This is a genomic window from Deinococcus indicus (genome assembly GCF_002198095.1).
Classification (GTDB): Bacteria; Deinococcota; Deinococci; order Deinococcales; family Deinococcaceae; genus Deinococcus; species Deinococcus caeni.
On the sequence record NZ_NHMK01000012.1, the window covers coordinates 37903 to 60945 of the forward strand.

Here is a 23043-nt window from a genome sequence, read left to right on the forward strand (position 1 = left end):
GACCGTGACAGCCGTGTATGGCCGCAGGCGGCATCATGAACCCCATGGAGGGAACGGCAGACGACACCCGGCGCATCTACTACCTGTGGGCCTGCGCCGCCGGCCTGCTCACCACCGCCGCGCTGACCCTGCAGGCCGCCACCAGCCGCGACCCGGAACACCTGTACTTCCTGATCACCCAGCCCCTCATCGCGCTGTTCTGCGCCTGGTCCCTGCTGGCGGTCCTGCGCAACGCCGGGCACGTCATCCGGCTCGAACGGCTCGCCCTGCTCGTCGTCACCTTCGCCACCACCAGCCGCCTGCCCTTCGACCTGATCCTCCTCGGACAGCCAGCCCCCGGCGCGGAAGCGCAGATGATCATCGGCCTGCTGATGTCCGCCGTGCTGGGCTTCCTGACCCTCGGGCTGCGCAGCGCCACCACCTTCGTCGCCGTCCTGTACGCCCTGCACGCCACCCTGATCATCCAGCACGAACTGCGCAGCGGCGGCCCCTGGCTGAGCGCCCTCGGCACACAACTCGCGCTCGGCACCCTGCTGACCCTGCTCGCCGCGCTGTTCCACTTCCGCCTCGGGTACATGCAGGCCAGCCAGGACCGCGACGCCCTGCACACCCTCGCCGTCACCGACCCACTGACCGGACTGCTCAACCGCCGCGGCGGCGAACGCGCCCTGAACGCCCTGACCGCCGAACAGCGCCCCTACCTGCTGGCCGTCGCCGACGTGGACGACTTCAAACGCCTGAACGACGGGCACGGACACGCCGCCGGCGACCAGGTGCTGCGCCTCCTCGCCGGCGGCCTCCAGCGGGCCGACACCGCCGTCCGCTGGGGCGGCGAAGAATTCCTGATCATCACCGAACAGACCGGCCCGCCCGCCGAGACCGAACTGCGCGACCTGATCCGCCACACCCACGACCGCCTCCACACCCACGGACACCCGGCCCTCACCCGACCCGTCACCCTCAGCGTCGGCGCCGTCCACGTTACCCCCGGACAGCCCTGGCAGGACGCCCTCGCCCGCGCCGACCGCGCCCTGTACGCCGCCAAGGCCGCCGGCAAGAACCGGATCCTGATGGACCCCCACCCGGCCCCCACACCCAGCTCCCCTCACGTGACGCACACCTGAACAACCGCCCGCACACTGCCACGCATGCGCCCCCTCCTGCCGGCCGCCCTGATCCTCAGCGCCCTCCTGACCGCCTGCCCGCAAGCCACGCCACCCGGCGCGAACCTGCCGCTCGTCACCACCCTCGACTTCAAGGCCTTCGACGCGCAGCAGGGCACCCTCAAACTCCGGCCCGGCCGCAGCGGCGTCCTGTCCCTGGACGCCGAACCCGAATACGTCGCCGTCAGCGCCGACAGCCGCCGCGCGTACGTCACCCTGCAGGAAAGCAACGCCGTCGCCACCATCGACCTGAGCACCGCCACCGTCACTGCCGTCCGCAGCCTCGGCCTGAAAGACCACCGCGCCGCCGGAAACACCCTGGACGCCAGCGACCGCGACGGCCGCATCAACCTGCAGTCCTGGCCGGTCCTCGGGGCGTTCATGCCCGACGCCGCCGCCACCTTCACCGCGCAGGGCCGCACGTACCTCATCACCGCCAACGAGGGTGACAGCCGCGACTACGGCGCCGCCTACCAGGACGAGGCGCGCGTGAAAGCCCTCAAACTCGACCCCACCGCCTTCCCGGACGCCGCCGCCCTCCAGGCGGACAGCGCCCTCGGCCGCCTGACCGTCAGCACCGCCGACGCCGACACCGACGGAGACGGGGACACCGACCGGCTCGTCGCGTTCGGCGCGCGCAGCGTCAGCATCTGGGACGCCGACCTGAACCTCGTCGCCGACACCGGCGACCTCATCGAACGCCAGATGGCCACCCTGCGCCCCACCACCTTCAACAGCGAGGGCACCACCAGCACCTTCGACACCCGCAGCGACAACAAAGGCCCGGAACCCGAGGGCGTCACCACCGGCGTCGTCGCCGGCCGCACCCTCGCTTTCGTCGGCCTCGAACGCATGGGCGGCGTCATGGTCCTCGACGTGACCACACCAGCAACCCCCACCTTCGTCGACTACGCCCACCTGAACACGCCCGCCGCCCGTCCCGACAGTGGCAACGCCGGCGACCTCGCCCCCGAAGGCGTGCTGTTCATCCCCGCCGCCGACAGCCCCGCCGGCAAACCCCTCGTCGTCGTCAGCCACGAGGTCAGCGGCAGCGTCACCCTGTACGCCGCCGAGGACAGCGGCCGCCTCACCCTCACCGGCCGCTACCAGGCGACCCCCTTCGCGTACGACAAGGGCGTCGCCGAGATCAGCGCCTACGACCCCGCCAGCCGGCGCCTGTTCGTCGTGAACGGCCAGACCGGCGGCCTCGACATCCTCGACCTCTCCCAGCCCACCCAGCCCACCCTGAGCGGCCGCGTGGACCTGAGCGCGTACGGACGCGCCGCAAACTCCGTCACCGCGCGCGGCGGCGTGATCGCCGTGGCCGTCGAAGCGACCGTCAAAACCGACCCCGGCCGGGTCGTATTCCTGAACGCCGACGGCACCCTGCGCGCCCCGCCCGTGACCGTCGGAGCGCTCCCGGACATGCTGACCTTCACACCCGACGGGCAGTTCGTCGTGGTCGCCAACGAAGGCGAACCCAGCGCCGACTACAGCACCGACCCGGCCGGCAGCGTCAGCATCATCTCCGTGAACAAAGCGCTCGCCGCGAAGTGAGCAGCACCCGCCACTCCAGCGCTGCGCCATCACCACGAAAGCTCCGGGAAAGCCCCTGCCCTTAGGGAGAGTGCCGAGTCGTTGGCTGTAGTTCGACTCTGTTGGCGCATGCAGGTGACCGGCTCCGTCAGGCGGTTGTGAGAGTCGGTTGTGTCTGCTAGAGGTATGGCGCCGCGTTCCCCCTCGCCGTCCGGCATGGACCGGCACCTGGTGAAGGTCCGGGTGCTGGTCATGTTCTTCGGTGCTGGGCTGGGTCTGGCAGTCCTGGCACTGCTGCTGCCTGGCGGACCGGGAGCCGCGCCAGCACTCGGCAAAGCGCTGATGGTCGGCAACGGGCTGTGCAGTCTGAGCGCACTGGCGCTGCTGATCCGGGCGCGACGCCAGAAGCCGCTGAACCGCTTCGACCTGCCGCTGCTGCTGCTCGCGCAGACCGCCACCCTGGGCGGCGTGCTGGGAGAAACGTTCCTGTTCGGCACTCAGTACTCCTTCATGACCCAGCTGTGGGTGACAGTCTTCGCAGCCGGATTCCTGCCCCGCCGGCTGGTCTGGGCGCAACAGGGACTGGGGCTGATCAGTATCACGCTGATGGTCTGGATGCGGGCCCAGTACGGCGCGACGCCCCCGCGACTGTGGGTGGTGGACGCACTGGTCACAGCGCTGCCCGTCGTGCTGACCGGAGTGGCGGTGGCGTACTTCCGGGGAGAAGCCGAGCGGGAAGCGCTGGCACTGGAAGCGGCTGTGCGGACCGATCCACTCACCGGGCTGGGCAACCGCCGCGCACTGTTCGAGAGCTTCGGGACCAGTCCGTTCAGTCCATCAGGGCGGACCGGACTGGTCATGCTGGACATCGACCACTTCAAGGGCGTGAATGACCGGTATGGTCACGCTGAGGGGGACCGCGTCATCCGGGTACTGGCGGATGTCATGCGGGAGCACGCGGCGCCCCAGGACCTGCTGACCCGGCACGGCGGGGAGGAGTTCGTGTGGGTGACGGCCGTCAGTGATGAGGAAGCGCTGCTGGCACGGGTCGATGCGTTGCGAGTGTCGTTCGCTCAGCGGGCAGAGGCCCTGGGCGTGACTGTCAGTGCCGGTATCGCCGTGACCCGCCAACCGATGGATGATCCAGCGTCCAGCCTGCTGGCATTACTGCGCCAGGCGGACGCGGCGCTGTACCAGGCGAAGGCTGGGGGGCGTAATCAGGCGCGGCTGGCACCGTGAAGTGCGTCCGGATGGACGCCACGCTGAGCGGACTTCGGTCGGTTTCTCGCTTCACCCGGAGCGGGGACCGCAGTGCCGCACTCCCCGCTGGAAGCCTGGGCAGGGTCGGTCGCGTCCATCAGGAATTATTCAAGGAACCTGGATGTCTGGTCAGCTTCCAGCGTGGATACTTCTGCGCAGGAGGAGAGTCGATGACCGTACAACTTCGGCGAGAAGCGGGGGACGCGTCCACCGCGCAGGTGATGGCCAGCCAGGACGGGCGCTTTCAGGTAGGACAGACCGTGCGGCTGCTGGTGAAAACGCATGGCGGTCGGACGACGCTGGAGGTCGATGGACACCCGGCGTCCGTGCAAGGTGAAGGTGAGGGCCTGGACCTGAGGATCGAACTGGCGAAGTAGCGGGGAGAAGCGCAGGAATTTAATGCTGTGGGAACGCCCCGCTCAGTGAGCGGGGCGTTCCGGCGGTTCTGCTGCGTGCCGACGTGAGCGTGTTACGGACTGCGGTTGAATGGGCTGGGTCCAGGCGAAGCGGCGTAGGGCGCTGTTCCGCGGAGTGGGAGTGAAAGGCCTCTTCAGGCGTGGGGCTGGCGATGGTCGGGGTCGGCAGTGGAATGGACGGGGGTTCCCGTGATCCGCTTTCCAGCTGTTGTGTCCGGGAATGGCTGCCGGATTCACCTTTTCTGCGAGGCGGCGTGGAATGTGTTGACTCCGGTGCAATGGCGCTTACGCACCATTGCACCGGAGTCGGGTTTGGAATCAGCGGCGCGCGGCGGTCGTCACGGTGCGGGTGGTGGCGGCGCTGCGGGCACCGAACACGCTGGCGGCTATGGTCAGGCCGGCGGCGAGCAGCCAGGCCCAGCCGGTCGTGCTGGCAGCGGTGCGGGCGGTGCGTTCGGTCGCTTCAGCCACCTGCTGCGCCTGCTTCTCCAGGCGGTCCACTTCGGTCGTCACGACCGTGCGGACTTCCTCGGCCTGCGCGGTGCTCAGGCCCTGACGTTCCAGGCGGGTCACGAACTGCTCACCGGTCAGCGCGTTGCGGATGGCCGTGACGCGCGCCCCGGCGAAGTCGGTGACGCTGCTCAGGTCCTGCTGGCCCAGGTCGTACTGCGCGCGGCGGAAGATGCCGGTCACGACGTTGCTCGTCGCCTGCACCTGCTGCTCGTTCAGCTCCTCGCTGTTTCCGGCGATCAGGTCGACGATGTCGTCCTCGTTGATGCCACTGACGAAGTCCTGCACACCACCGTTCTGGGCGGTGGCCGTTCCGGCGGCGGCCGTGGCGGCCGTGCCGGCACCGAGGACGTTCCCGGCGGCGGTGGTGGCCGTGCCGAGCAGGCGGCTGGCGCTGTTGAAGGCGAAGAGGGTGCTGAGCAGGATGATCATGCCGGCCGTGACCAGACCGGTCAGGGTGGCGTCGTCGTGCGTCATGGCGGCGATGCCGTCGTCGTTGCGGGTGGCGGGCGCGGCGGCGCGCACGGCGGTCAGGCCAGCGACGTAAGCGCCGATCAGGGCAGCGATGCCGGACCAGATGGCGGCGGCGATACCCACTCCGGAGAGGGTGAGGCCGGTCAGGGCGGTGATGACGGTGCCCAGCGCGATGATGGTGAAGGTCGTGACGAGGCCCATGACCATGCCGGCGAAGACGCCTCTCCAGGAGAGGCGGTGGGACAGACGATCTGCGTTCAATGTCATGAGAGTGATACTAGGTGGCGGTGAGAGGCACGTTCTCGTTCCACAAGTCTGATGGAAGGGCAGGTGAAGTTTCTTCCATGGTCTCTCTCATGCACGGGGCACAGCCGCGCTGGTCAGGCGCGGCTGTGCCGTCAATTCCGGTCGTAGAGGCGGTGGGCGTGCAGGGTGCGGGCGTGCGCGCGGGCAGCGTCCTGCCAGGCGGCGGCGGCGTGCAGGGCGGCTTCGGGTGTGGCGGGCAGGTCGCCGGACGGAACGCCCAGGAGTTTCTGCAGCCAGTCGGCGTTGCGGGCGGCGCCCTGTTCTTCCAGGGCGGTCAGCAGGGCCAGTCCCAGGGGCAGCAGGTCGGTCGGGGGTCCGGTGCGGTGCAGGTGCACGCCGGCGCAGCGCTGCCCGGCGTGTTTACTGGTGGTGGGCGTGAAGTGGGCGGGGCGGGCGGTGACGCCCAGCGGCAGGGCGTTCAGGCGCGCGGCGAGCGCCTGGGCGTTCAGGCCGGGCGCGCCGAACAGCCGGAACGGGAGGGCGGTGCCGCGTCCCTCGCTGGCGTCGAGGGCTTCCACGAGCGCCCCGGCGGGGTACAGGGCGGTCGCGTCGAGGTCCGGCAGGTTCGGGCTGGGCGGCACCCAGGGCCGGTGCGGGTGCCATCCGGCTGGCGCGTCGGTGGGGATGACGTGCACGGGGACGCCCTCGGCGGCGGCGAGGACGCGGGTGACCTCGCCGATGGTCAGGCCGTGGCGCAGCGGCAGCTGCGCGCTGATGCCCACGTACGATTCGAAGGCCGGGTCGAGGAGCGGCCCCTCGACCGTGAAGCCCAGCGGGTTGGGCCGGTCGAGAATCACGATCCGCAGCGGGTGCAGGCGCGCGGCGCGCAGGACGTCACGGACGGTGCTGACGTAGGTGTAGAAGCGCACGCCGACGTCCTGCAGGTCCACGATCAGGGTGTCGAGGCCCGCGAGGCGGCGGGCGGTCTCCTCGGCGCTCAGGTGGTACAGGACGGTGGTGGGCAGGCCGCTCGCGGCGTCCCGTTCGAGTTCCGGGGCCTCGCCGGGAGCGCCGCTGCCGTCCACGCCGTGTTCGGGTCCGAACAGGCGTTCCGGGGTCAGTCCGGCGCGGGCGAGGGCCACGGCGGCCGGCGTGAGGTCACCGGTGACGCCGCTGGGGTTGGTGAGCAGTCCGGTGCGGCCCCACCCGGCGGCCTGCCCGGGCCGGGCGAGCAGGTGCTCCAGCCCGACGCGCGGGCCGTCCGCAGGGCGGGTCGTGTGTGCGGCGCTCACCGTTCGAAGACGGAGTAGTTGCTGCTGATGACCGCGCCGCCCCTGACGTAGTAGTTCCCGATGCGGGCGTGGAACGCCGCGACCGAGTCGGGTTTGGCGATCAGGATGACCGGCAGGTTCTTCGCGAACAGCAGTTGCCATTCGTTGTAGAGCTTGCGGCGCTGCGCCTGGTTCCCGAGCGCCTCGGCCTGCGCGAAGAGGTCGTAGGTGCGCCGCTCGCTGGCGGTCATGGCGGCGAGGTCGGGCACGCCGCCCTCCTGGGCGGGTTGCAGGCTGCGGCGCCAGTAGTGCAGCGCGCCGCCGGGCTGCCAGATGTCCTTGCGCAGCTGCGGGTCCGGCTGGTCCCCGAAGGTAGACAGCACCGATTCGAAGTTGCCGCTCAGGGCGGTGGACAGAACGGTGCTGCCCGTGACGCCCTGCAGGTTGACCTTCACGCCGATCCGCGCGAGGTCGCTCTGGAGGATCGTGCCGATGCCGGGCATGGTGGCGCTGTCGGCGGCGTGCAGGATGTTGAATTCCAGGTTCGGGCCGCCGCCGGGGAAGTTGCGGATACCGTCGCGGTTGGTGTCGCGGTACCCGAGGCTGTCGAGGCGCACGGCGGCCTTCTGGAGGTTGTAGCCGCCCAGGTAGCCTCTGGTGTTCGTGTACCACTCGCTGATGGGGGCGACGCCGTGACCTGGCAGGCTGGCCAGTCCGTTGAAGACCGTGTCGATGATCCGTTCGCGGTTCACGGCGAACTGCATGGCCTCGCGGAAGCGCAGGTCGCTGAAGGCCTTTTTCAGCCAGGGGTCGCGGCTGTCCTGGTTCAGCGCCCAGTGGACCGGGGGGTTGTTCAGGCCGACGCCGCGCACCACGCGGAAGTTCGCGCCGGCCACCTCCTGGCGTTTCAGGTCCGGGAACTGCGCGCCGGTGATGGGCGCGGAGTCCAGCTGCCCGGCCCGGAACGACGCGATCTGCGCGTCCGGGCTCTTGATGATCAGGTACTCCAGGCGGTCCATGTACGGCAGTTGCGTGCCGGCCGGGTCGCGCCGCCACGAGTGCGGGTTGCGGGTCAGGGTGACCTTCTGGTCGACGGTGTAGCTGCTGAGCATGAACGGCCCGGTACCCACGATGTCTTTCAGGGGCGTGTTCGTCGCCCAGGCTTTCATGAAGCCGTCCGGGTCGCGCTGCGGGTTGAAGCGCGCGAGTTTGTGCTGCGGGAGGATCGGCACGAAAGTCAGGGCCTGCAGCATCGCGCCGTACGGGCGGGGCGCGCTGACCTTCACGGTGTAGGCGTCCACCTTCGCGAAGGTCAGCGGGTCCTTGCCGACGCGGAACACGGCGGACTGGTTGGCTTTCAGGCCGGTGTTCGCGGCGACGTCGTTCAGGGTGAACAGCACGTCGTCGGCGTTGAAGTCCTGGCCGTCGCTCCATTTCACGCCGCGCCGGAGTTTCAGGGTGGCGCTGCGGCCGTCCGGCGCGAAAGTCCACGATTCAGCCAGGGCGGGGTACAGCTTGTTCGTCTGGGGGTCGAGGGTGATCAGGCGGTCCAGGACGTTGTTCATGACCGTGTAGGAGTTGTTGTCGAGCACCGCGAAGTAGTTGAAGCTCTGGGGGCTGCTGACGAGCGGCAGGGTCAGCGTGCCGCCGCGTTTGCCGTTCGTCTGGAACAGCGAGGCGGGCACGTTGGCCTTGCCCTGCGCGGCGGCAGTGGGCACGGCGGCCAGGGCGAGCAGCGCCGTGAGGGCGCTCAGGTGGGCGGGCAGGGAGCGGGTGGGCATGATCTGAACCTCCAGGGAACGGAAAGGGACGGAGAGGGGAAGACGGGAGAAGTCGGGAGGAGGGACGTCGTGCCGGGGGCGCCCGGCGGGCGCCGGTCAGCGGCTCTGGGTGTCGGCGGCGTCGCGCAGGGCGTCGCCCAGGAAGTTGAAGGCCAGCACGGAGATCACGATCAGCACGCCGGGCAGCAGCAGCCAGGGGTACAGGTTGAGGGTCTCGAAGTTCTGCGCGTCTTTCAGCAGCAGGCCCCAGCTGGTCATGGGTTCCTTGATGCCCAGGCCCAGGAAGCTCAGGGCACTCTCGCCCAGGATGTAGCCGGGCAGGGCCAGCGTGGCGGTCACGATCAGGAAGGAGCTGAGGTTCGGCATGATGTGCCGCAGGATCACGCGCAGGTCGCTGCTGCCGAGCGCGCGGGCGGCCTGCACGTAGTCGACGGTGCGGGCACTCATGACCTGTCCGCGCACCACGCGGGCCAGTCCGGCCCAGCCGATCAGCGCGAGGACCGCCACGATGCCCAGGTACACCCAGGTGCTGGGCCAGCGGGCGGGAATGATGGTGGACAGCGCCAGCAGGATCGGCAGGCGCGGAAAGGACAGCAGCACCTCGACCAGCCGCTGGATCAGGTTGTCCACCCAGCCGCCGAAGTACCCACTGACGCCGCCCAGCACGATCCCGATGGAGAACGAGATCAGGATGCCGATCACGCCGACCGTCAGGCTGACCTGCGAGCCGACCAGGGTGCGGGACAGCAGGTCCCGGCCGAACCGGTCGGTGCCGAGCGGGAAGTAGTAACCGTCCTTGACGCCGAACAGGTGCCACTGGCTGCGGAACACGCCCAGGAAGTTGTACGCGGATTCGGCCGGGTCGTCGCCGCGCACGAACAGCAGGATCGGCAGCGGGCGGCTGCGGTCCTCGCTGAAGGTACTCAGGAACGTGACGGGATCGCGCTGCTTCGTGAAGCCGTACACGAACGGACGCATGAGTCTGCCCTCGTGGACGATGTGAACGGGTTGCGGGCGCTGGTAGGAGTAGTCCTCGTGCTGCGCGGTGATGGAGTACGGCGCGAGGAACCCGGCCAGCAGCGCCACCGCGTACAGGGCGGCCAGCACCCAGGCGCTCAGGAGGCCCAGGCGGTTGCGGCGGAAGCGGCGCAGGGCCATGCCGAGCGGCGTCTGCCGAACCGGCTGCGCGCGGGTCGCGGCGGTCATTCGAACCTCACGCGCGGGTCGGCCCAGGCGAGCGCCAGGTCCGAGAGCAGGTTCCCGATCAGCAGCAGCAGCGCGCTGAACAGCAGCAGGGTCATGGCGACGTACTGGTCCTTGTTCAGCAGGCTGTCGTACAGGAACGGGCCGATGGTGGGGAGGTTCAGGACGATGCTGGCGATGATCGTGCCGGAGATCAGGCTGGGCAGGCTCAGGCCCGCGAGGCTGATCAGCGGGTTGACGGCGTTGCGGACCGCGTGTTTCCACAGCACGCGCCGCCCGGCCAGGCCCTTGGCGCGGGCGGTGCGGACGTAGTCCTGGCCGATCACGTCGAGCATGGAGGCCCGCATCTGGCGCATCAGGCCGGCCACGCCTTCGAGGCCGATGGCGATCATGGGAATCCACAGGTGGCCGAGCAGGTCCATGACCTTCGCGCCGCTCCAGGGCGCGTCGATGAACTGCGGGCTGAACAGGCCGCCGACGTTCGTGCCGCCCAGGTTCAGGACGAGCGCGATCAGCAGCAGCGCCACCAGGAAATCCGGCGTGGCGAGGCTGACGTACCCGAAGAAGTTCAGGGCGACCGAGCGTTTGCTGTAGCGGTTCAGGGCGGTGTAGATGCCCAGCGGCACGGCGATCACCCAGGAGACGATCAGAGTCAGCACGGCCAGGAACACCGTCCAGCCGAGCCGCTCCCAGATCAGGCTGGAGACGGGGCGGCCGTTCACGAAGGAGTACCCGAAGTCGCCCTGCGTGACGATGCCCTTGATCCAGGTGAGGTACTGCACCCACAGCGGCTGGTCCAGGCCCAGCTGGCGGGTGATGCTCGCCACGGTCTCTTTCGTGACGCGCGGATCCTCGAGGTACTGGTCGAGAAACGATCCCGGTTGCAGCTGGATGACCGTGAAGCACACGACGCTGATCAGCAGCAGGGTGGGAATCATGCCCAGGATGCGGCGCAGGGTGTACGTCAGCATGATCGGGCGCGGCGCGCGGGCGGCCGTGGCGGGGGGGCCGGGTGGACAGGGGCGGAGCGGATGGGGACAGGGTGAATCAAGGGTGGAACTCCCGGTGGTGGAATGAAGGCGTGGGCGAAAGCCGGGGGGAGGACCGGGCCGCGCCAGCCCCGCCCCACGACCCGGGCTGTGGACCGGTCGGGGAGAGGAGCGGGAGCGGCAGCCAGGTTATTTCTGGTAGATCAGCGGAACGGGGTTGTAGCCGGGGATCACGCCGAGGTTGTAGATGTAGTTGCCGTACCGGTTGCTGACCGCGCCGATGTTCTCGGGTTTGGCGATGGGCGTGACCGGGAGGTTCTGCGCGAACAGCAGCTGCCAGCGGGTGTACAGCGCCTTGCGTTCCCCGACGTTGGTGGTCGTGGCGGCCTTGTCGAAGATGGCGTAGATGTCCTTTTCCCAGGCGGCCATCTTCGCGACGTTGGGTTTGTCGCCGTCACGGGCGGGCTGGAGGCTGCGGTGCCAGTAGTACAGCGCGCCGCCGGGCTGCCAGATGGGTTTACGCAGTTCCGGGTCCGGCTGGTCCCCGAAGGCATGCAGGATCATCTCCCAGTCGCCGCTCTGGCCGGTGGAGAGCAGTTTGCTGCTCAGGATACCGCGCAGGTTGACTTTCACGCCGACCTTGGCGAAGTCGCTCTGGATGATGGTGGCCATGGCGGGGTACGTGCTGGAGTCGGTGCCGTAGGTCAGGTCAAATTCCAGGGGCCGGCCGTTCGGGAGCAGGCGGATGCCGGCGCTGTTCCTGTTTTTCAGGCCCAGGGCGTCGAGGGCCTGCCCGGCGGCGGCGACGTTGAAGCTCCCGAGCTGCGGTCTGGTGTTCGCGTACCAGTCCTTGTTGACGGGGGCGACGCCGTGGCCCGGCAGGCTGGCCAGCCCGTTGTAGACCGTGTCGATGATGCGGTCGCGGTTCAGGGCGCCCTGCATGGCGCGGCGGAAGCGCACGTCGCTGAACAGTTTCGCCAGGGCGGGGTCCTTGGCGTCGAAGTTGTACGCCACGAAGGGCGGGCTGCCGAACAGGGCGGTGGAGCGCGTGACGCGGAAGGGCGCGCCGGCCACTTCCTTCTGTTTCAGGTCCGGGAACTGCGCGCCGCTGATGTTCAGCTGGTCGAGGTTGCCGGCCAGGAACTGCGCCACCTGCGCCTGCGGGTCGCGGATCACCAGGAATTCCAGCCGGTCGAGGTACGGGAGTTTCGTGCCCTTGCCGTCCACCTTCCAGTAGTTGGGGTTGCGGGTCAGGGTGACCTTCTGCCCGGCGGTGTACGTGGCGAGCTTGAACGGGCCGGTGCCGACGACCTCGCTCTCGGCGACGTTGGTGGGCCACGCGCCGTTGATGTCGCTGGGTTTGGCGCCGCCCTCGACGGAGAATTTCAGCAGTTTGTGCTTGGGCATGATGAACGAGCGCATCTGCAGCAGGAACGCGGGGCTGGGGCGCGGCAGTTCGAACTTGACGGTGTACTGGTTGACGCGGCTGATCTCGACGGGTTTGCCGTCGAGTTTGAAGCTGGCGGCGTCCCCGGCGCGGGCCTCGGGGTTCATGATCATGTTCTTGAAGGTGAACACGACGTCGTCGGCGTCGAAGGTCTGACCGTCGCTCCACTTGACGCCCTGGCGCAGCTTGAAGGTGTAGGTGCGGCCGCCGTCGCTGACGACGTAGCTTTCGGCGAGGGCGGGTTCGAGTTTGTAGGTGGCGTAGTTGAATTCGAGCAGGCCGTCGAACAGCTGCTGCGAGATCAGGCCGAGGTTGTTGTCGATGACGCCGTAGTAGAACAGGCTCTGGGGGCTGTCGCCGAGCGGCAGGGTGTACGTGCCGCCGGGTTTGCCGTCGGTAACGCCGAGGCTGCCGTAGCCGCTGACCTTCTTGGGCGCGGCGAGGGCGCCGCCGAGCAGGGCCAGGGTGACGAGGGACAGGGCGGCGGTGCGGGCAGGACGGGATCGGGTCATGGAATCCTCCGGGGCGTGACGTTCGGCCGGCCGCCTGGGTGGGGCCGTGTCAGGGGAGTATGAAGCGGGACGCGGAAGTGGGTTGTTTCTTACCCTGTTAGCCTAATACCACTTGCTGTCCACTTGCAAGCCTGTTGCACATTGGTATGAAGGTGGTATGTTCGTGGGGATGCCAGAACCCATCTCCACCTGGGCCATCCCGCTGGACACCGGGAGCGCCACACCCGTCTACGTCCAGGTCGCCCAGGGCCTCGCCCACCGGATCGAGAGCGGCCAGCTGCGGCGCGGCAGCGCCCTGCCCGCCGAGCGCGACCTCGCCGCCACCCTGGGCGTCTCGCGCGTCACGGTCCGCCAGGCGCTCGCGCTGCTCTCCCAGCAGGGCCTGCTGGCCCGCCGGCACGGCAGCGGCACCTTCGTCACGCCGCCCGCCCAGCCCGGCGACCTGCCCAGCCGCCCGCTGTCGCTGCTCGCCTCGTTCTCCGAGGACGTCCGCTCCCGCGGACAGACGCCCGGCGCGCAGGTCCTGAGCTTCGAACGCGCCCGCCCCACCGCCCACGAAACCATGAGTCTCGCCCTGTCCCCCAACGAGACCGTCTACCGCCTGCGCCGCCTGCGCACCGCCGACGGCGAACCGCTGGCCATCGAGGACTCCACCCTGCCCGCCTCACTCGTCGGGGAACTCGACCAGCGCGCCGTGCAGGACGCCAGCCTGTACGCCCTGCTGCAAGCGCGGGACCTCAGCCCCGTCCGCGCCATCCGCCACCTGCGCGCCGTGAACGCCGACATGCACCTCGCGCCGCTGCTCGGCGTCAGCGTGGGCGCCGCGCTCCTCGCCACCGACCGCGTCTCCTGGCTCGAGGGCGGCCGGCCCATCGAGTACGCCCGCGCCCACTACCGCGGCGACCGCTACGACTTCGTGATGGAACTGCGCGGGGACGCCCGGTGAACACCCGCCCGCCGCGCGTGCTGGGCCTGATGAGCGGCACCAGCGCCGACGGCATCGACGCCGCGCTGCTCGAACTGCCCGGCTGGCCCGCCCTGGCCGGCCCTGCGGTGGGCGGCGCCGGCCGGTCCTCCCTGCCGCCCCTGGCCCCGCTGGGGAACGGCCCGCGCGGCCGGGTGGTCGCCCACACCTTCACGCCGTACCCGCCCGGGCTGCGCGCCGCCGTGCTGGCCGCCATGCGCGGCGAGGCGACCACCGCCGACCTGACCCAGCTGCACTGGCAGCTGGGCGAGGCCCTGGCCGCGGCGGCGGCGCCGCACGCCGCGCAGGCCGACCTGATCGCCAGTCACGGCCAGACCGTGCAGCACCATCCCCTGCCCGACCCGGCGCGCGGCTGGGCGCGGCCCGCCACGCTGCAACTCGGCGAGGCCGCCGTCATCGCCGCGCGCAGCGGCCGTCCGGTCGTCTCGGACTTCCGGCCTGCCGATCTGGCGGCCGGGGGCGTGGGCGCGCCGCTCGTGCCGTTCGCGGACTGGGCGCTGCTGGCGCAGACCGGCGTGACCCGCGCCGTGCTGAACCTGGGCGGCATCGCCAACGTCACGCTGCTCGCGGGCCTGGACCCGCTGGCCGTGCAGGCCTTCGACACCGGCCCCGCCAACTGCCTGCTCGACGAGATCGCCGCCCGCGCCGGCCACACCCACGACGAGGGAGGCGCGCTGGCCACCGCCGGGCAGGTCCACGAAGCCACCCTGGAGCGCTGGCTGGCGCACCCGGAACTCGCGCAGCGGCCCCCCAAAGCCACGGGCCGCGAAGTCTGGACCCTCGACCGCCTGGACGCGCCGCCCCTGAGCCTCCCGGACCTCGCCGCGACCGCCACCGCCCTCAGCGCCCGGTCGGTCGCCGGGGCGCTGCGCTTCCTGAACCGCGCGCCCGAGGAGGTCGTCGTGGCAGGCGGCGGCGCCCGCAACCCGGCGCTGATGCGCGCCCTGCGCGGAGCGCTCCCCGTTCCCGTGCGGACCTTCCGGGACGTGGGCTGGGAGGAACGCGGCTTCACCGACGCCACCCGCGAGGCCGCCGCCTTCGCGTTCCTGGGCTACGCCCACGCGCAGGGCTGGCCGAACACCCTGCCGCACACCACCGGCGCCCGCCACGCCGCCCTGTGCGGCAAGTGGACGCCCGCCCCCCTCACGCCCCCGCAGGAGACCGCCCATGACGCACGCTGACGCTTCCTCCACCGACCCGAGCGCCCACCCAGGCAGGCCCGCCGCGGCCGACCCGCGCCGCACCGAGGGCGTCCACCCGGACCATGCGGACCTCGACCGGCTGCCACTCGGCGAACTGCTGGACGTCCTGACCGGGGATCAGCTGGGCGCCGTGCAGGCCGCGCAGGCCGCCGCGCCCGCCCTGGCCCGCGCCGCCGCCGCCGCCCTGCCCCGCCTGCAACGCGGCGGACGGCTGCTGTACGTCGGCGCCGGCACCAGCGGCCGCCTGTGCGTACTCGACGCCACGGAACTCACGCCCACCTTCTCATGGCCGCCCGAACGGGCCGTGCCGCTGATCGCCGGGGGGGAGCGCGCCATCCGCAGCGCCGTCGAAGGCGCCGAGGACGACCGCGCCGCCGGCGAACGCGACGTGCAAACCACCCGCATCGGCCCGGACGACGTGCTGATCGGCGTGGCCGCCAGCGGCACCACGCCGTACGTGCTGGGCGCGCTGCGCGCCGCGCGGCAGGCCGGGGCGCTCACGGTCGGCCTGTCGAACAACCCGGACACGCCACTGCTGCGGGAAGCCGAGTGCGGCGTGCTGCTCGACACCGGCCCGGAAATCATCAGCGGCAGCACCCGCCTGAAAGCCGGCACCGCGCAGAAGATCGCGCTGAATAGCTTCTCGAGCGCCCTGATGGTGCAACTCGGCAAGGTGTACGGGAACCTGATGGTGGACCTGCGCGCCAGCAACGAGAAACTCGAGGGCCGCGCGCTGCGGCTGGTCATGCACGCCACGGGCGCCGGCGAAGCCGACGCCCGCGCCGCCCTGCTGGGCGCCAGCGGCCAGGTCAAAGTCGCGGTCGTCGCCCTGCGCCTGGGTGTCAGCGCCGCCGAAGCGACCCGCCGGCTGGACGCCGCGCACGGTCACGCCCGCGCCGCGCTGGGCGAGGCCTGACGTGATCGTCCCGCCCCGCACCCGCGCGCTGCTGGACGCGGCCGTGCACGCCCCGCAGGGTCCGTCCGCCGCCGCGCTCGGCGTGGTGAACGCCGCCGGGGAACGCGTCACGCTGCACCTGGGCCGCCCCCGCCACGCGCCCGACGCCGCCACGCTGAGCGGCGACCACTGGTGGGACCTCGCCAGCCTCACCAAGCCGCTGCTGACCGCCCGCGAAACCCTGCGCGCCGCCGGGGACGGCCTGCTGGACCTCGACGACCCGCTGTCCCGGCTGCTGCCGGACCTCGCGTGGATGCAGGACACGCCGCTGCACACGCGCACGCCCCGCCAGCTCCTGACGCACACGGCCGGACTGGGCGCCTGGACGCCCCTGTACACCTGGGGCGACCCCGAAACCATCCGCGCCCGGTTCCTGCAGGAACCCTGGGAGGTCACGGAGGCCGGCCCGGTCCGCTACTCGGACCTGGGGTACGTGCTGCTGGGCCGCGTGCTGGAACGCGTGCGTGACCAGCGCCTGAGCGACTTCCCGCTCGACGCGGGCCTGACCTTCACGCCCGACCCGGCCCGCACCGTCTCGACCGAGGTCTGCGCGTGGCGCGGCCGGCTCCTGACCGGCGAGACGCACGACGAGAACGCCGCCGCGCTCGGCGGGAGCGCCGGGCACGCCGGGCTGTTCGGCACGCTGGACGGCGTGCTGGATCAGGCCGAGCGGCTGCTGCGCGGCGGGTGGCTCCCGGCGGCCGCGCAGGCGCTGGCGCTGCGCCCGCACGCCCCGGAACGCACCCTGGCGTTCGTGCACGTCTGCCCCGGCTGGAGCGGCGGCAGTCTGTGCAGCCCGCAGGCGGCCGGGCACACCGGCTTCACCGGCACCGGCCTGTGGGTGGACCCCGGCCACGGCCTCGCCTGGGTGCTGCTCACCAACCGCGTCCACCCGACCCGGCACACGCCCTTCGACATTCAGGGCCTGCGCCGCGCCGTGGGCAACACCCTCCAGGCGGCCCTCGCCGCACCCTGAACCTCACAGGGCGGACTTGCGCCGCGTCCGCCCAGGCAGCGCGCCCGCCGGATATCACCACGCCCGGCGAGGTCCGCGGCTCTCCCGACACAACCATGGACGAATCCATCAGCGCCGTCACACGCCCCGGACCGGCAGGCACCGTACTGTGCGCCCGATGGAGTGGCAACTTGAACCGATTCTGACTCGTTTTCAGACACTTGTGCAGAGCCTGCTGGCCAGCCTGCCGAACGTCGCGCTGGCACTAACGCTGTTCCTCGCGTTCTGGCTCGCGTCGGGCGTAGCGCGCCGGTCCGTGCAGACCCTCGCGCAGCGCGCCGGGCAGCCCGCAGGAATCGGCCTGGTGTTCGGGAGACTCGTCTCCTGGGCGCTGCTGACGCTGGGCGTCCTGGTGGCGCTGACAGTGATCTTCCCGACCCTGACGGCCGCGTCGCTGTTCGGCGCGCTGGGCGTGAGCGGGGTCGCGATCGGATTCGCGTTCAAGGACATCTTCCAGAACCTCCTGGCGGGACTGCTGATCCTGATCACGCGGCCCTTCCGGATCGGGGATCAGATCGTCAGCGGTGAGCACGAGGGCACCGTGGAGGACATCCAGGTGCGCGCGACGTTGCTGCGCACATACGACAACCGCCAGGTGGTCATCCCGAACAGTGAGCTGTACACGAACCGGGTGATCGTGAACACCGCCTACGACCGGCGGCGCCTCGCAGTCACGGTCGGTATCGGCTACGGAGACGACATCGCGCAGGCCAAACGGGTCATTCTGGACACCCTCGCCGGGGTCGAGGAGATCCGCCGCGACCCGGCGCCCACCGTGCTCGTACGGGAACTCGCCGACTTCAGCGTGAACCTGGAAGTGCGCTACTGGATCGACCCGCCCATCCGGCGTGAAGTGGTGGAATCACAGGACCGCGTGCTCGAGGCGCTGAAACCCGCCCTGATCACCGCCGGGATCGATCTGCCGCTGCCGACGCAGCAGGTCCTGTTCCACGACCAGACGGAGGAGACCGACGGCGACCGGACCCGGCAGCGGGAAGGCTGGCCCGCCCGGGCCGACAATCCCAGGCCACGCGCCGCACTGACCCGGCACCCGGAGACGCCATGAAGGGCACCTGGTTACGCCTGCGGGAATGGACCGGGCAGTTCTGGTTCCTGCCGGCCGTGATGACCGCCCTGGCGCTGCTGCTCGCCTGGGCGGGAATCGAACTGGAGGAACGGTACGGCATTCCCGACGGGCTGACCTGGGTGTACTCGGGCGGGGAGAGCGGGGCGCGCAGCCTGCTGTCCGCCGTGGCAAGCAGCGCCATCGGCGTGGCCGGAACGGTCTTCTCCATCACCATCGCGGCCCTGTCGTACGCGGCGGGCAGTATGGGCCCCCGGCTGCTGGACAACTTCACACGCGACCGCGGGAACCAGGCGGTGCTGGGCACGTTCATCGCGACGTTCGCGTTCACGCTGTTCAGTCTTCGCAGCGTGCAGGGAGGTGAGGACGCGCCGTTCGTGCCGCACTACAACGTCACGGTCGCCATGGGACTCGCGCTGGCGTGCGTGGCGGCGCTGGTGTACTTCCTGGCACACGTGACGAGCGGCATCAACATGACGGCCGTGGTGAACCTGCTGCGCGACGACCTGCGGTGGGCGCTGGAACGGGCCACAACCGAACAGCGGGCCGAGGCGGCTCCCCCCGCCCCGCCCGAGGCGTTCTGGGCAGGCGGGGAAGTGCTGCGCTCGCCGGACAGCGGGTACCTGCAACTCCTCGACACGGACGCCCTGATCGCAGCGGCGCAGCGGGACGGCGTGGCGCTGCGGGTGTTCGTCCGGCCCGGCGACTATGTCTTCCCGAACACACCGGTCGCGGTGGGCGTCCCGCGCCTGCCGGACCGGGTGTTACCAGCGTTGACGCTGGGCCCGAGGCGGGTGGCGGGGCAGGACCTGGAATTCACGGTCCGGCAGCTGGCCGAGGTGGCCGCGCGCGCCCTGAGTCCAGGCACGAACGACCCTGTGACGGCCATCGACGTGATCGACCGCTTCGGTGACGCGCTGTGCCGCCTGCAGGGCCGCACCTGGCCGCCCGGCGTGGAGTTCCGGGATCACCAGTTGCGGCTGGTGTACCCCGTCACCACCTACGCGGGCCTGCTGGACAGCATGTTCCACATGATCCGGCAGTACGGCAGCGGCAGTCCGGCCGTGACGCTGCGGCTGCTGGACGTGCTGCGGACCGTGGCCGAAAACGAGACGGACCCGCTGCGCCGCCGGGAGCTGCGCCGTCACGCGGAACTGACCGCCGAGGACGCGCGGCGCGACACGAAGAACTCCGGTGATTTGCGAGAGATAGAGGAACGCGCGCGGGCGACCCTGCAGGCCAGCCGCGGCGACGGGGAGGCCCAGGAAGGGGTCAGCTAGAGGGTGTCCTGTTGACGGCCTGACACAAAACATGAGAAAGCGTCCCAGGTCGTGACTCATACGGACTCCGATTGAAGGGGCTGCAAAGCCCGCCCGATCCGAGCGGATGCGACTCGGAGAGCTGCCCCGCAGAGCAGGAGAAAAACGCCCCTCCGGACGTGGAGCCGGCAGGGGCGGTGAAGTTCCGGATTGTTGGCGAAACAAACGGCAAGAGTTTCCACGCCTGCTGGAGTCGTGTGCCACACGACGTCATGACGGCACAGAGAAGGGGAAACGTCGGTCAGCACGTCATATTCCCCGTTGCCCCCCGGAGGGAATTTCTGGCCGCGACAGGCTCTTCTCCGCCTGAACAGCTCGGAAACGAGCGCCTGGGGATCGAAAAACGAGAAGGCGGGAGCAGCTGGATGTCGTGCGGTGCAGGGCGCAGGGAACAGAAACGCGCAGAATGCTGGGCTGACCGATGACAACCTGTATAGGGCCTTGGTCGACAGCGTCCTGGCGCGCATCTCGTGCCACCTGAAAACCCTTGATGAGCCTCCCACGCATTGCGCCAGCACCGTGCGTCACACTGAACGGACGGAGGTCCTACCATGCGCACACGGTCAGCCGTCCACGCCTTCCTCGCCGCCGCCCTGTTGAGCTCACCCGCGCACGCCCAGACGCCCGTCACCGTCCAGACGCAGGACGGACCTCTCGTCGGCCGCCTGACCGACACCCGCCAGTTCCTGGGGATTCCCTACGCGGCGCCTCCCACCGGCGCCCGGCGCTGGCAGCCGCCCCAGCCGGCGGCGCCCTGGACGGCGCCACGAGACGCCTCACAGTTCGGCCCTGTCTGCCCGCAGGCCGTGGTGGCCCTGTTCGCCCAGCCGGGCGAGACACCCGGCTCGGTCAAGGGAGAGGAAGACTGCCTGACGCTGAACGTCTACGCCCCTGCGGGCGCCGCGCCAGAGAGCAATCTGCCGGTCATGGCCTGGATTCACGGCGGAGCCTTCACCGCCGGGTCCAGCGCCGCGTACGACGGCTCGGTCCTGGCGCAGCAGCGCGGCGTGGTCGTGGTCACCCTGAACTACCGGCTGGGCGCCCTCGGCTGGCTGTCCCTTCCCGCCCTGAGCGGTGAGAACGCCGGGCAGTCCGGGAACTACGGGCTGCAGGACCAACAGGCCGCGCTGCGCTGGATCAGCGCGAACATCCGCGCCTTCGGAGGGGACCCCGCGAAGGTCACCATCGCCGGCGAATCGGCCGGCGGCATGAGCGTCTGCGCGCACCTCGCCTCACCGCAGTCGGCGGGCCTGTTCCGGGCAGCCATCATTCAGAGCGGGCTGTGCACCAGTCCCGGCAACGCCGTCACGCAGGCACAGGCCGAAACCCGCAACGCGCGGTACGTGACCAATCTCGGCTGCCGAGTCACTGACCTCGCCTGCCTGCGGGCGGTCGATCCGATGAAGCTGTTGACCACCAGCGTCCCTGGCTTGCGCCCGGCGAGCGCGCTGGTCTGGTCGCCCGTCTACGAGAACCGCTCCCTTCCCCGGCAACTGCGGGAGGCGTTCGAAAGCGGACAGTTCAACCGCGTTCCAGTCATGAACGGCACCACCCGCGACGAGGGCCGCCTGTTCGTGCAGGTCGCCTCCCCGGACGGCCGCCCCATCACGCCCGTCGTGTACTGGGCTGGCGCGGGTCTGACCGTCGGGCTGGCCAATACCAGCCGTACGCTCGCCCGGTACCCCTACCGGCAGTACGGCACGCCCGCACTGGCCTTCGCGACCCTCTTCACGGACGCCGTGTTCAGCTGCACCTCCCTGCGCGTGAATCAGGCGCTGTCCGGACACGTGCCCGTCTACGCCTTCGAGTTCAACGATCCGCAGGCCGCCACGCTCCTGAAAGCGCCCAGTGACCTGCCAGGCCTGGGTTCACATCACTCCAGTTCACTCGTCTACGCCTTCCAGGCGCCGGTGGCTGGCCTGTCTGACCCGGCCCTGTTCACACCCGCCCAGCAGGCGCTCTCGGACGCCTTCAGCGGCGCGTGGATGCAGTTCATCAAGACCGGGAATCCCAACGCGACCGGCTCTGCCTGGGTTCCCTTCGCGGCAGCCCGTGGGAACATCCACGAATTCACGCCCACCGGCGTGCAGCAGTCCCTCACCTTCGGGTCCGACCATCAGTGCGGGTACTGGCTCCCTCTGAACCTGCAGTGACGACAGCCAGTTCGGGTTGTGCAGCCCGTGAATCGGCATCTGCGCAAGAGGCACGCGGCAGTCGTCACGTGAATTTCCGCAAGGTGTTGACTGGGCTTGCAAGAGAATTCACTGCGTGCGGATTGATCTGATACGGAATCCTTATGACTGTTCACCGGAATCATGGGGCTCTCGTTGCTGCTAGGGTAGAACTGATGCCTGGACACGGCACCCTCCCCAGCCGCTACGCGATCGCTGCTTTCGATGCGCTGTCCGCTCACGTGGCCATCCTCGACAGTACCGGCGTGGTCGCCGCCGTCAACCGCGCCTGGGCGAACTTCGCCCGGGAGAACGGCGGAACCAGCGGCCTGGGAAGCAATTACCTCGACATCTGCGCCAACGCCAACGGCCCGGATCAGGACGACGCCCTCAAGATCATGATGGGCATCCAGGACGTCCTCCGGGCAGACGCCGACGTGTTCGAGATGGAGTACCCCTGCCACTCCCCCACCGAACAACGGTACTTCGTGGCGCGCGTCACGCGCTTCGAGCAGGACGGCCAGACGTACGCCATGGTCGCGCACGAGAACATCACCCGCCGCAAACTCGCCGAGCTGGAAGTCCGCCTGCTCAACCGGACACTCGAAGCCAAGGTGCAGCGCCGCACGCAGGAACTCGAAGCCAGCCGCCGGGAGTTGAGCCGGCAGAACCGGGAGCTCGCCGCGCGCAACGACGAGCTCAGTCAGTTCGCGTCCGTCGCCTCACACGACCTGCAGGAGCCGCTGCGGACCCTCAGTCTGCACGCCGACATGCTGCAGGTCCGGTACCGGGGGCGTCAGCTGGATGAACGTGCCGACCGCTCCCTGAGTCACATCGTCGACCAGGCGGCCCGCGCCCGCCGCCTCGTGCAGGACATCCTGACCATGGCCGACATCACTGCCGCGCCCGTGACGGTTCAGCTGGACCTGAAGACCCTGCTGCCGGACATCCTGGAAACACTGCGGTGGCCTGAAGACCGGCCGCTGCGCTGCGAGGACCTGCCGCCTGTGCAGGCCAACCCCGGCCAGATGCGTCAATTGCTGACCAACCTGCTCGGGAACGCCCTGAAGTTCAGTGTCGGCCGGGACCTGAATGTCACCCTCTGCGGTACGCAGGAGGGTGATCAGGTGACGTTCGAAGTGGCGGACGCGGGCGTAGGAATCGCGCCGGAACACGCGGAGCACGTATTCGAGATGTTCCGCCGCCTTCAGAACCGCACGGAGTCCGCCGGGAACGGCATCGGGCTGGCAGTGTGCCGGAAGGTGGTGGAGCGGCATGGGGGCCGGATCTGGATCACCGGGAATGACCGGGGCGGAACGAGTGTTCATTTCACCCTGCCGGCCTGGATGCCCGACGCTGAGTCCACGCTGAACTCCGCGTGATTGAACGACTCATACGGACTCCGATTGAATGGGCTGCAAAGCCCGCTGGGTCCGAGCGGATGCGACTCGGAGAGCTGCCCCGCAGAGTGGGAGTAACACGGGTTCCGGACGTGGAGCGGGCA

General features: G+C 70.0%; 18 protein-coding genes. 12 read left to right on the plus strand and 6 right to left on the minus strand.

The window, feature by feature from the left end:
- The first annotated feature begins 44 nt into the window (after positions 1 to 44).
- The 4 genes from CBQ26_RS09915 (at position 45) to CBQ26_RS09930 (ending at position 4336) form a co-directional block, all read left to right on the plus strand.
- On the plus strand, positions 45 to 1124 hold the full coding sequence (locus CBQ26_RS09915; protein ID WP_172418020.1) for a GGDEF domain-containing protein: 1080 nt from the start codon (positions 45 to 47) through the stop codon (positions 1122 to 1124).
- Positions 1125 to 1148: 24 nt separating this feature from the next.
- Positions 1149 to 2720 carry a choice-of-anchor I family protein gene (locus tag CBQ26_RS09920; protein ID WP_088248485.1) on the plus strand — a complete coding sequence of 524 codons (1572 nt, stop codon included), beginning with the start codon at positions 1149 to 1151 and terminating at the stop codon, positions 2718 to 2720.
- Between the two features lie 165 nt (positions 2721 to 2885).
- On the plus strand, positions 2886 to 3938 hold the full coding sequence (locus tag CBQ26_RS09925; RefSeq protein ID WP_088248486.1) for a GGDEF domain-containing protein: 1053 nt from the start codon (positions 2886 to 2888) through the stop codon (positions 3936 to 3938).
- Positions 3939 to 4129: 191 nt separating this feature from the next.
- Positions 4130 to 4336: a hypothetical protein gene (locus CBQ26_RS09930; protein ID WP_088248487.1), complete on the plus strand. Its 207-nt coding sequence runs from the start codon at positions 4130 to 4132 to the stop codon at positions 4334 to 4336.
- Positions 4337 to 4693: 357 nt separating this feature from the next.
- Here the strand turns inward: CBQ26_RS09930 and CBQ26_RS09935 are convergent, their stop codons facing one another.
- The 6 genes from CBQ26_RS09935 to CBQ26_RS09960 form a co-directional block, all read right to left on the minus strand.
- Positions 4694 to 5626 carry a hypothetical protein gene (locus tag CBQ26_RS09935; RefSeq protein WP_088248488.1) on the minus strand — a complete coding sequence of 311 codons (933 nt, stop codon included), beginning with the start codon at positions 5624 to 5626 and terminating at the stop codon, positions 4694 to 4696.
- Positions 5627 to 5757: 131 nt separating this feature from the next.
- On the minus strand, positions 5758 to 6897 hold the full coding sequence (locus CBQ26_RS09940; RefSeq protein ID WP_216360350.1) for an exo-beta-N-acetylmuramidase NamZ family protein: 1140 nt from the start codon (positions 6895 to 6897) through the stop codon (positions 5758 to 5760).
- Entirely contained in the window at positions 6894 to 8657 is a 1764-nt protein-coding gene (locus CBQ26_RS09945) for an ABC transporter substrate-binding protein (protein WP_088248489.1), read from the minus strand. Before CBQ26_RS09945 ends, CBQ26_RS09940 begins: the two co-directional genes overlap by 4 nt.
- A 96-nt stretch (positions 8658 to 8753) precedes the next feature.
- The gene (locus CBQ26_RS09950) at positions 8754 to 9863 is read right to left on the minus strand and encodes an ABC transporter permease (RefSeq protein WP_088248490.1); all 1110 of its coding nucleotides are present in this window, start codon (positions 9861 to 9863) and stop codon (positions 8754 to 8756) included.
- Entirely contained in the window at positions 9860 to 10831 is a 972-nt protein-coding gene (locus CBQ26_RS09955; RefSeq protein WP_088248491.1) for an ABC transporter permease, read from the minus strand. The genes CBQ26_RS09950 and CBQ26_RS09955 overlap by 4 nt, the downstream gene beginning before the upstream one ends.
- 207 nt (positions 10832 to 11038) lie before the next feature.
- Positions 11039 to 12808: an ABC transporter substrate-binding protein gene (locus CBQ26_RS09960; protein ID WP_088248492.1), complete on the minus strand. Its 1770-nt coding sequence runs from the start codon at positions 12806 to 12808 to the stop codon at positions 11039 to 11041.
- Positions 12809 to 12977: 169 nt separating this feature from the next.
- On the opposite strand from CBQ26_RS09960, the gene CBQ26_RS09965 reads away from it, so the two are divergent.
- The 8 genes from CBQ26_RS09965 (at position 12978) to CBQ26_RS10000 (ending at position 22921) form a co-directional block, all read left to right on the plus strand.
- Positions 12978 to 13754 carry a GntR family transcriptional regulator gene (locus CBQ26_RS09965; RefSeq protein ID WP_088248561.1) on the plus strand — a complete coding sequence of 259 codons (777 nt, stop codon included), beginning with the start codon at positions 12978 to 12980 and terminating at the stop codon, positions 13752 to 13754.
- Positions 13751 to 14974 carry an anhydro-N-acetylmuramic acid kinase gene (locus CBQ26_RS09970; protein WP_342351776.1) on the plus strand — a complete coding sequence of 408 codons (1224 nt, stop codon included), beginning with the start codon at positions 13751 to 13753 and terminating at the stop codon, positions 14972 to 14974. Before CBQ26_RS09965 ends, CBQ26_RS09970 begins: the two co-directional genes overlap by 4 nt.
- Positions 14961 to 15911: an N-acetylmuramic acid 6-phosphate etherase gene (murQ, locus tag CBQ26_RS09975; RefSeq protein WP_088248493.1), complete on the plus strand. Its 951-nt coding sequence runs from the start codon at positions 14961 to 14963 to the stop codon at positions 15909 to 15911. Before CBQ26_RS09970 ends, murQ begins: the two co-directional genes overlap by 14 nt.
- A 1-nt stretch (position 15912) precedes the next feature.
- A complete protein-coding gene (locus CBQ26_RS09980) occupies positions 15913 to 16926 on the plus strand; it encodes a serine hydrolase domain-containing protein (RefSeq protein WP_342351777.1) in 1014 nt (337 codons plus the stop codon).
- A gap of 202 nt (positions 16927 to 17128) precedes the next feature.
- Entirely contained in the window at positions 17129 to 18031 is a 903-nt protein-coding gene (locus tag CBQ26_RS09985; RefSeq protein ID WP_244898016.1) for a mechanosensitive ion channel family protein, read from the plus strand.
- Positions 18028 to 19329, plus strand: a complete 1302-nt coding sequence (locus tag CBQ26_RS09990) for a DUF2254 domain-containing protein (RefSeq protein WP_088248495.1) — start codon at positions 18028 to 18030, stop codon at positions 19327 to 19329. Before CBQ26_RS09985 ends, CBQ26_RS09990 begins: the two co-directional genes overlap by 4 nt.
- A 590-nt stretch (positions 19330 to 19919) precedes the next feature.
- Positions 19920 to 21521 carry a carboxylesterase/lipase family protein gene (locus tag CBQ26_RS09995; protein WP_088248496.1) on the plus strand — a complete coding sequence of 534 codons (1602 nt, stop codon included), beginning with the start codon at positions 19920 to 19922 and terminating at the stop codon, positions 21519 to 21521.
- 194 nt (positions 21522 to 21715) lie between these two features.
- Positions 21716 to 22921, plus strand: a complete 1206-nt coding sequence (locus CBQ26_RS10000; protein WP_088248497.1) for a sensor histidine kinase — start codon at positions 21716 to 21718, stop codon at positions 22919 to 22921.
- The last annotated feature ends 122 nt before the right edge of the window (positions 22922 to 23043 follow it).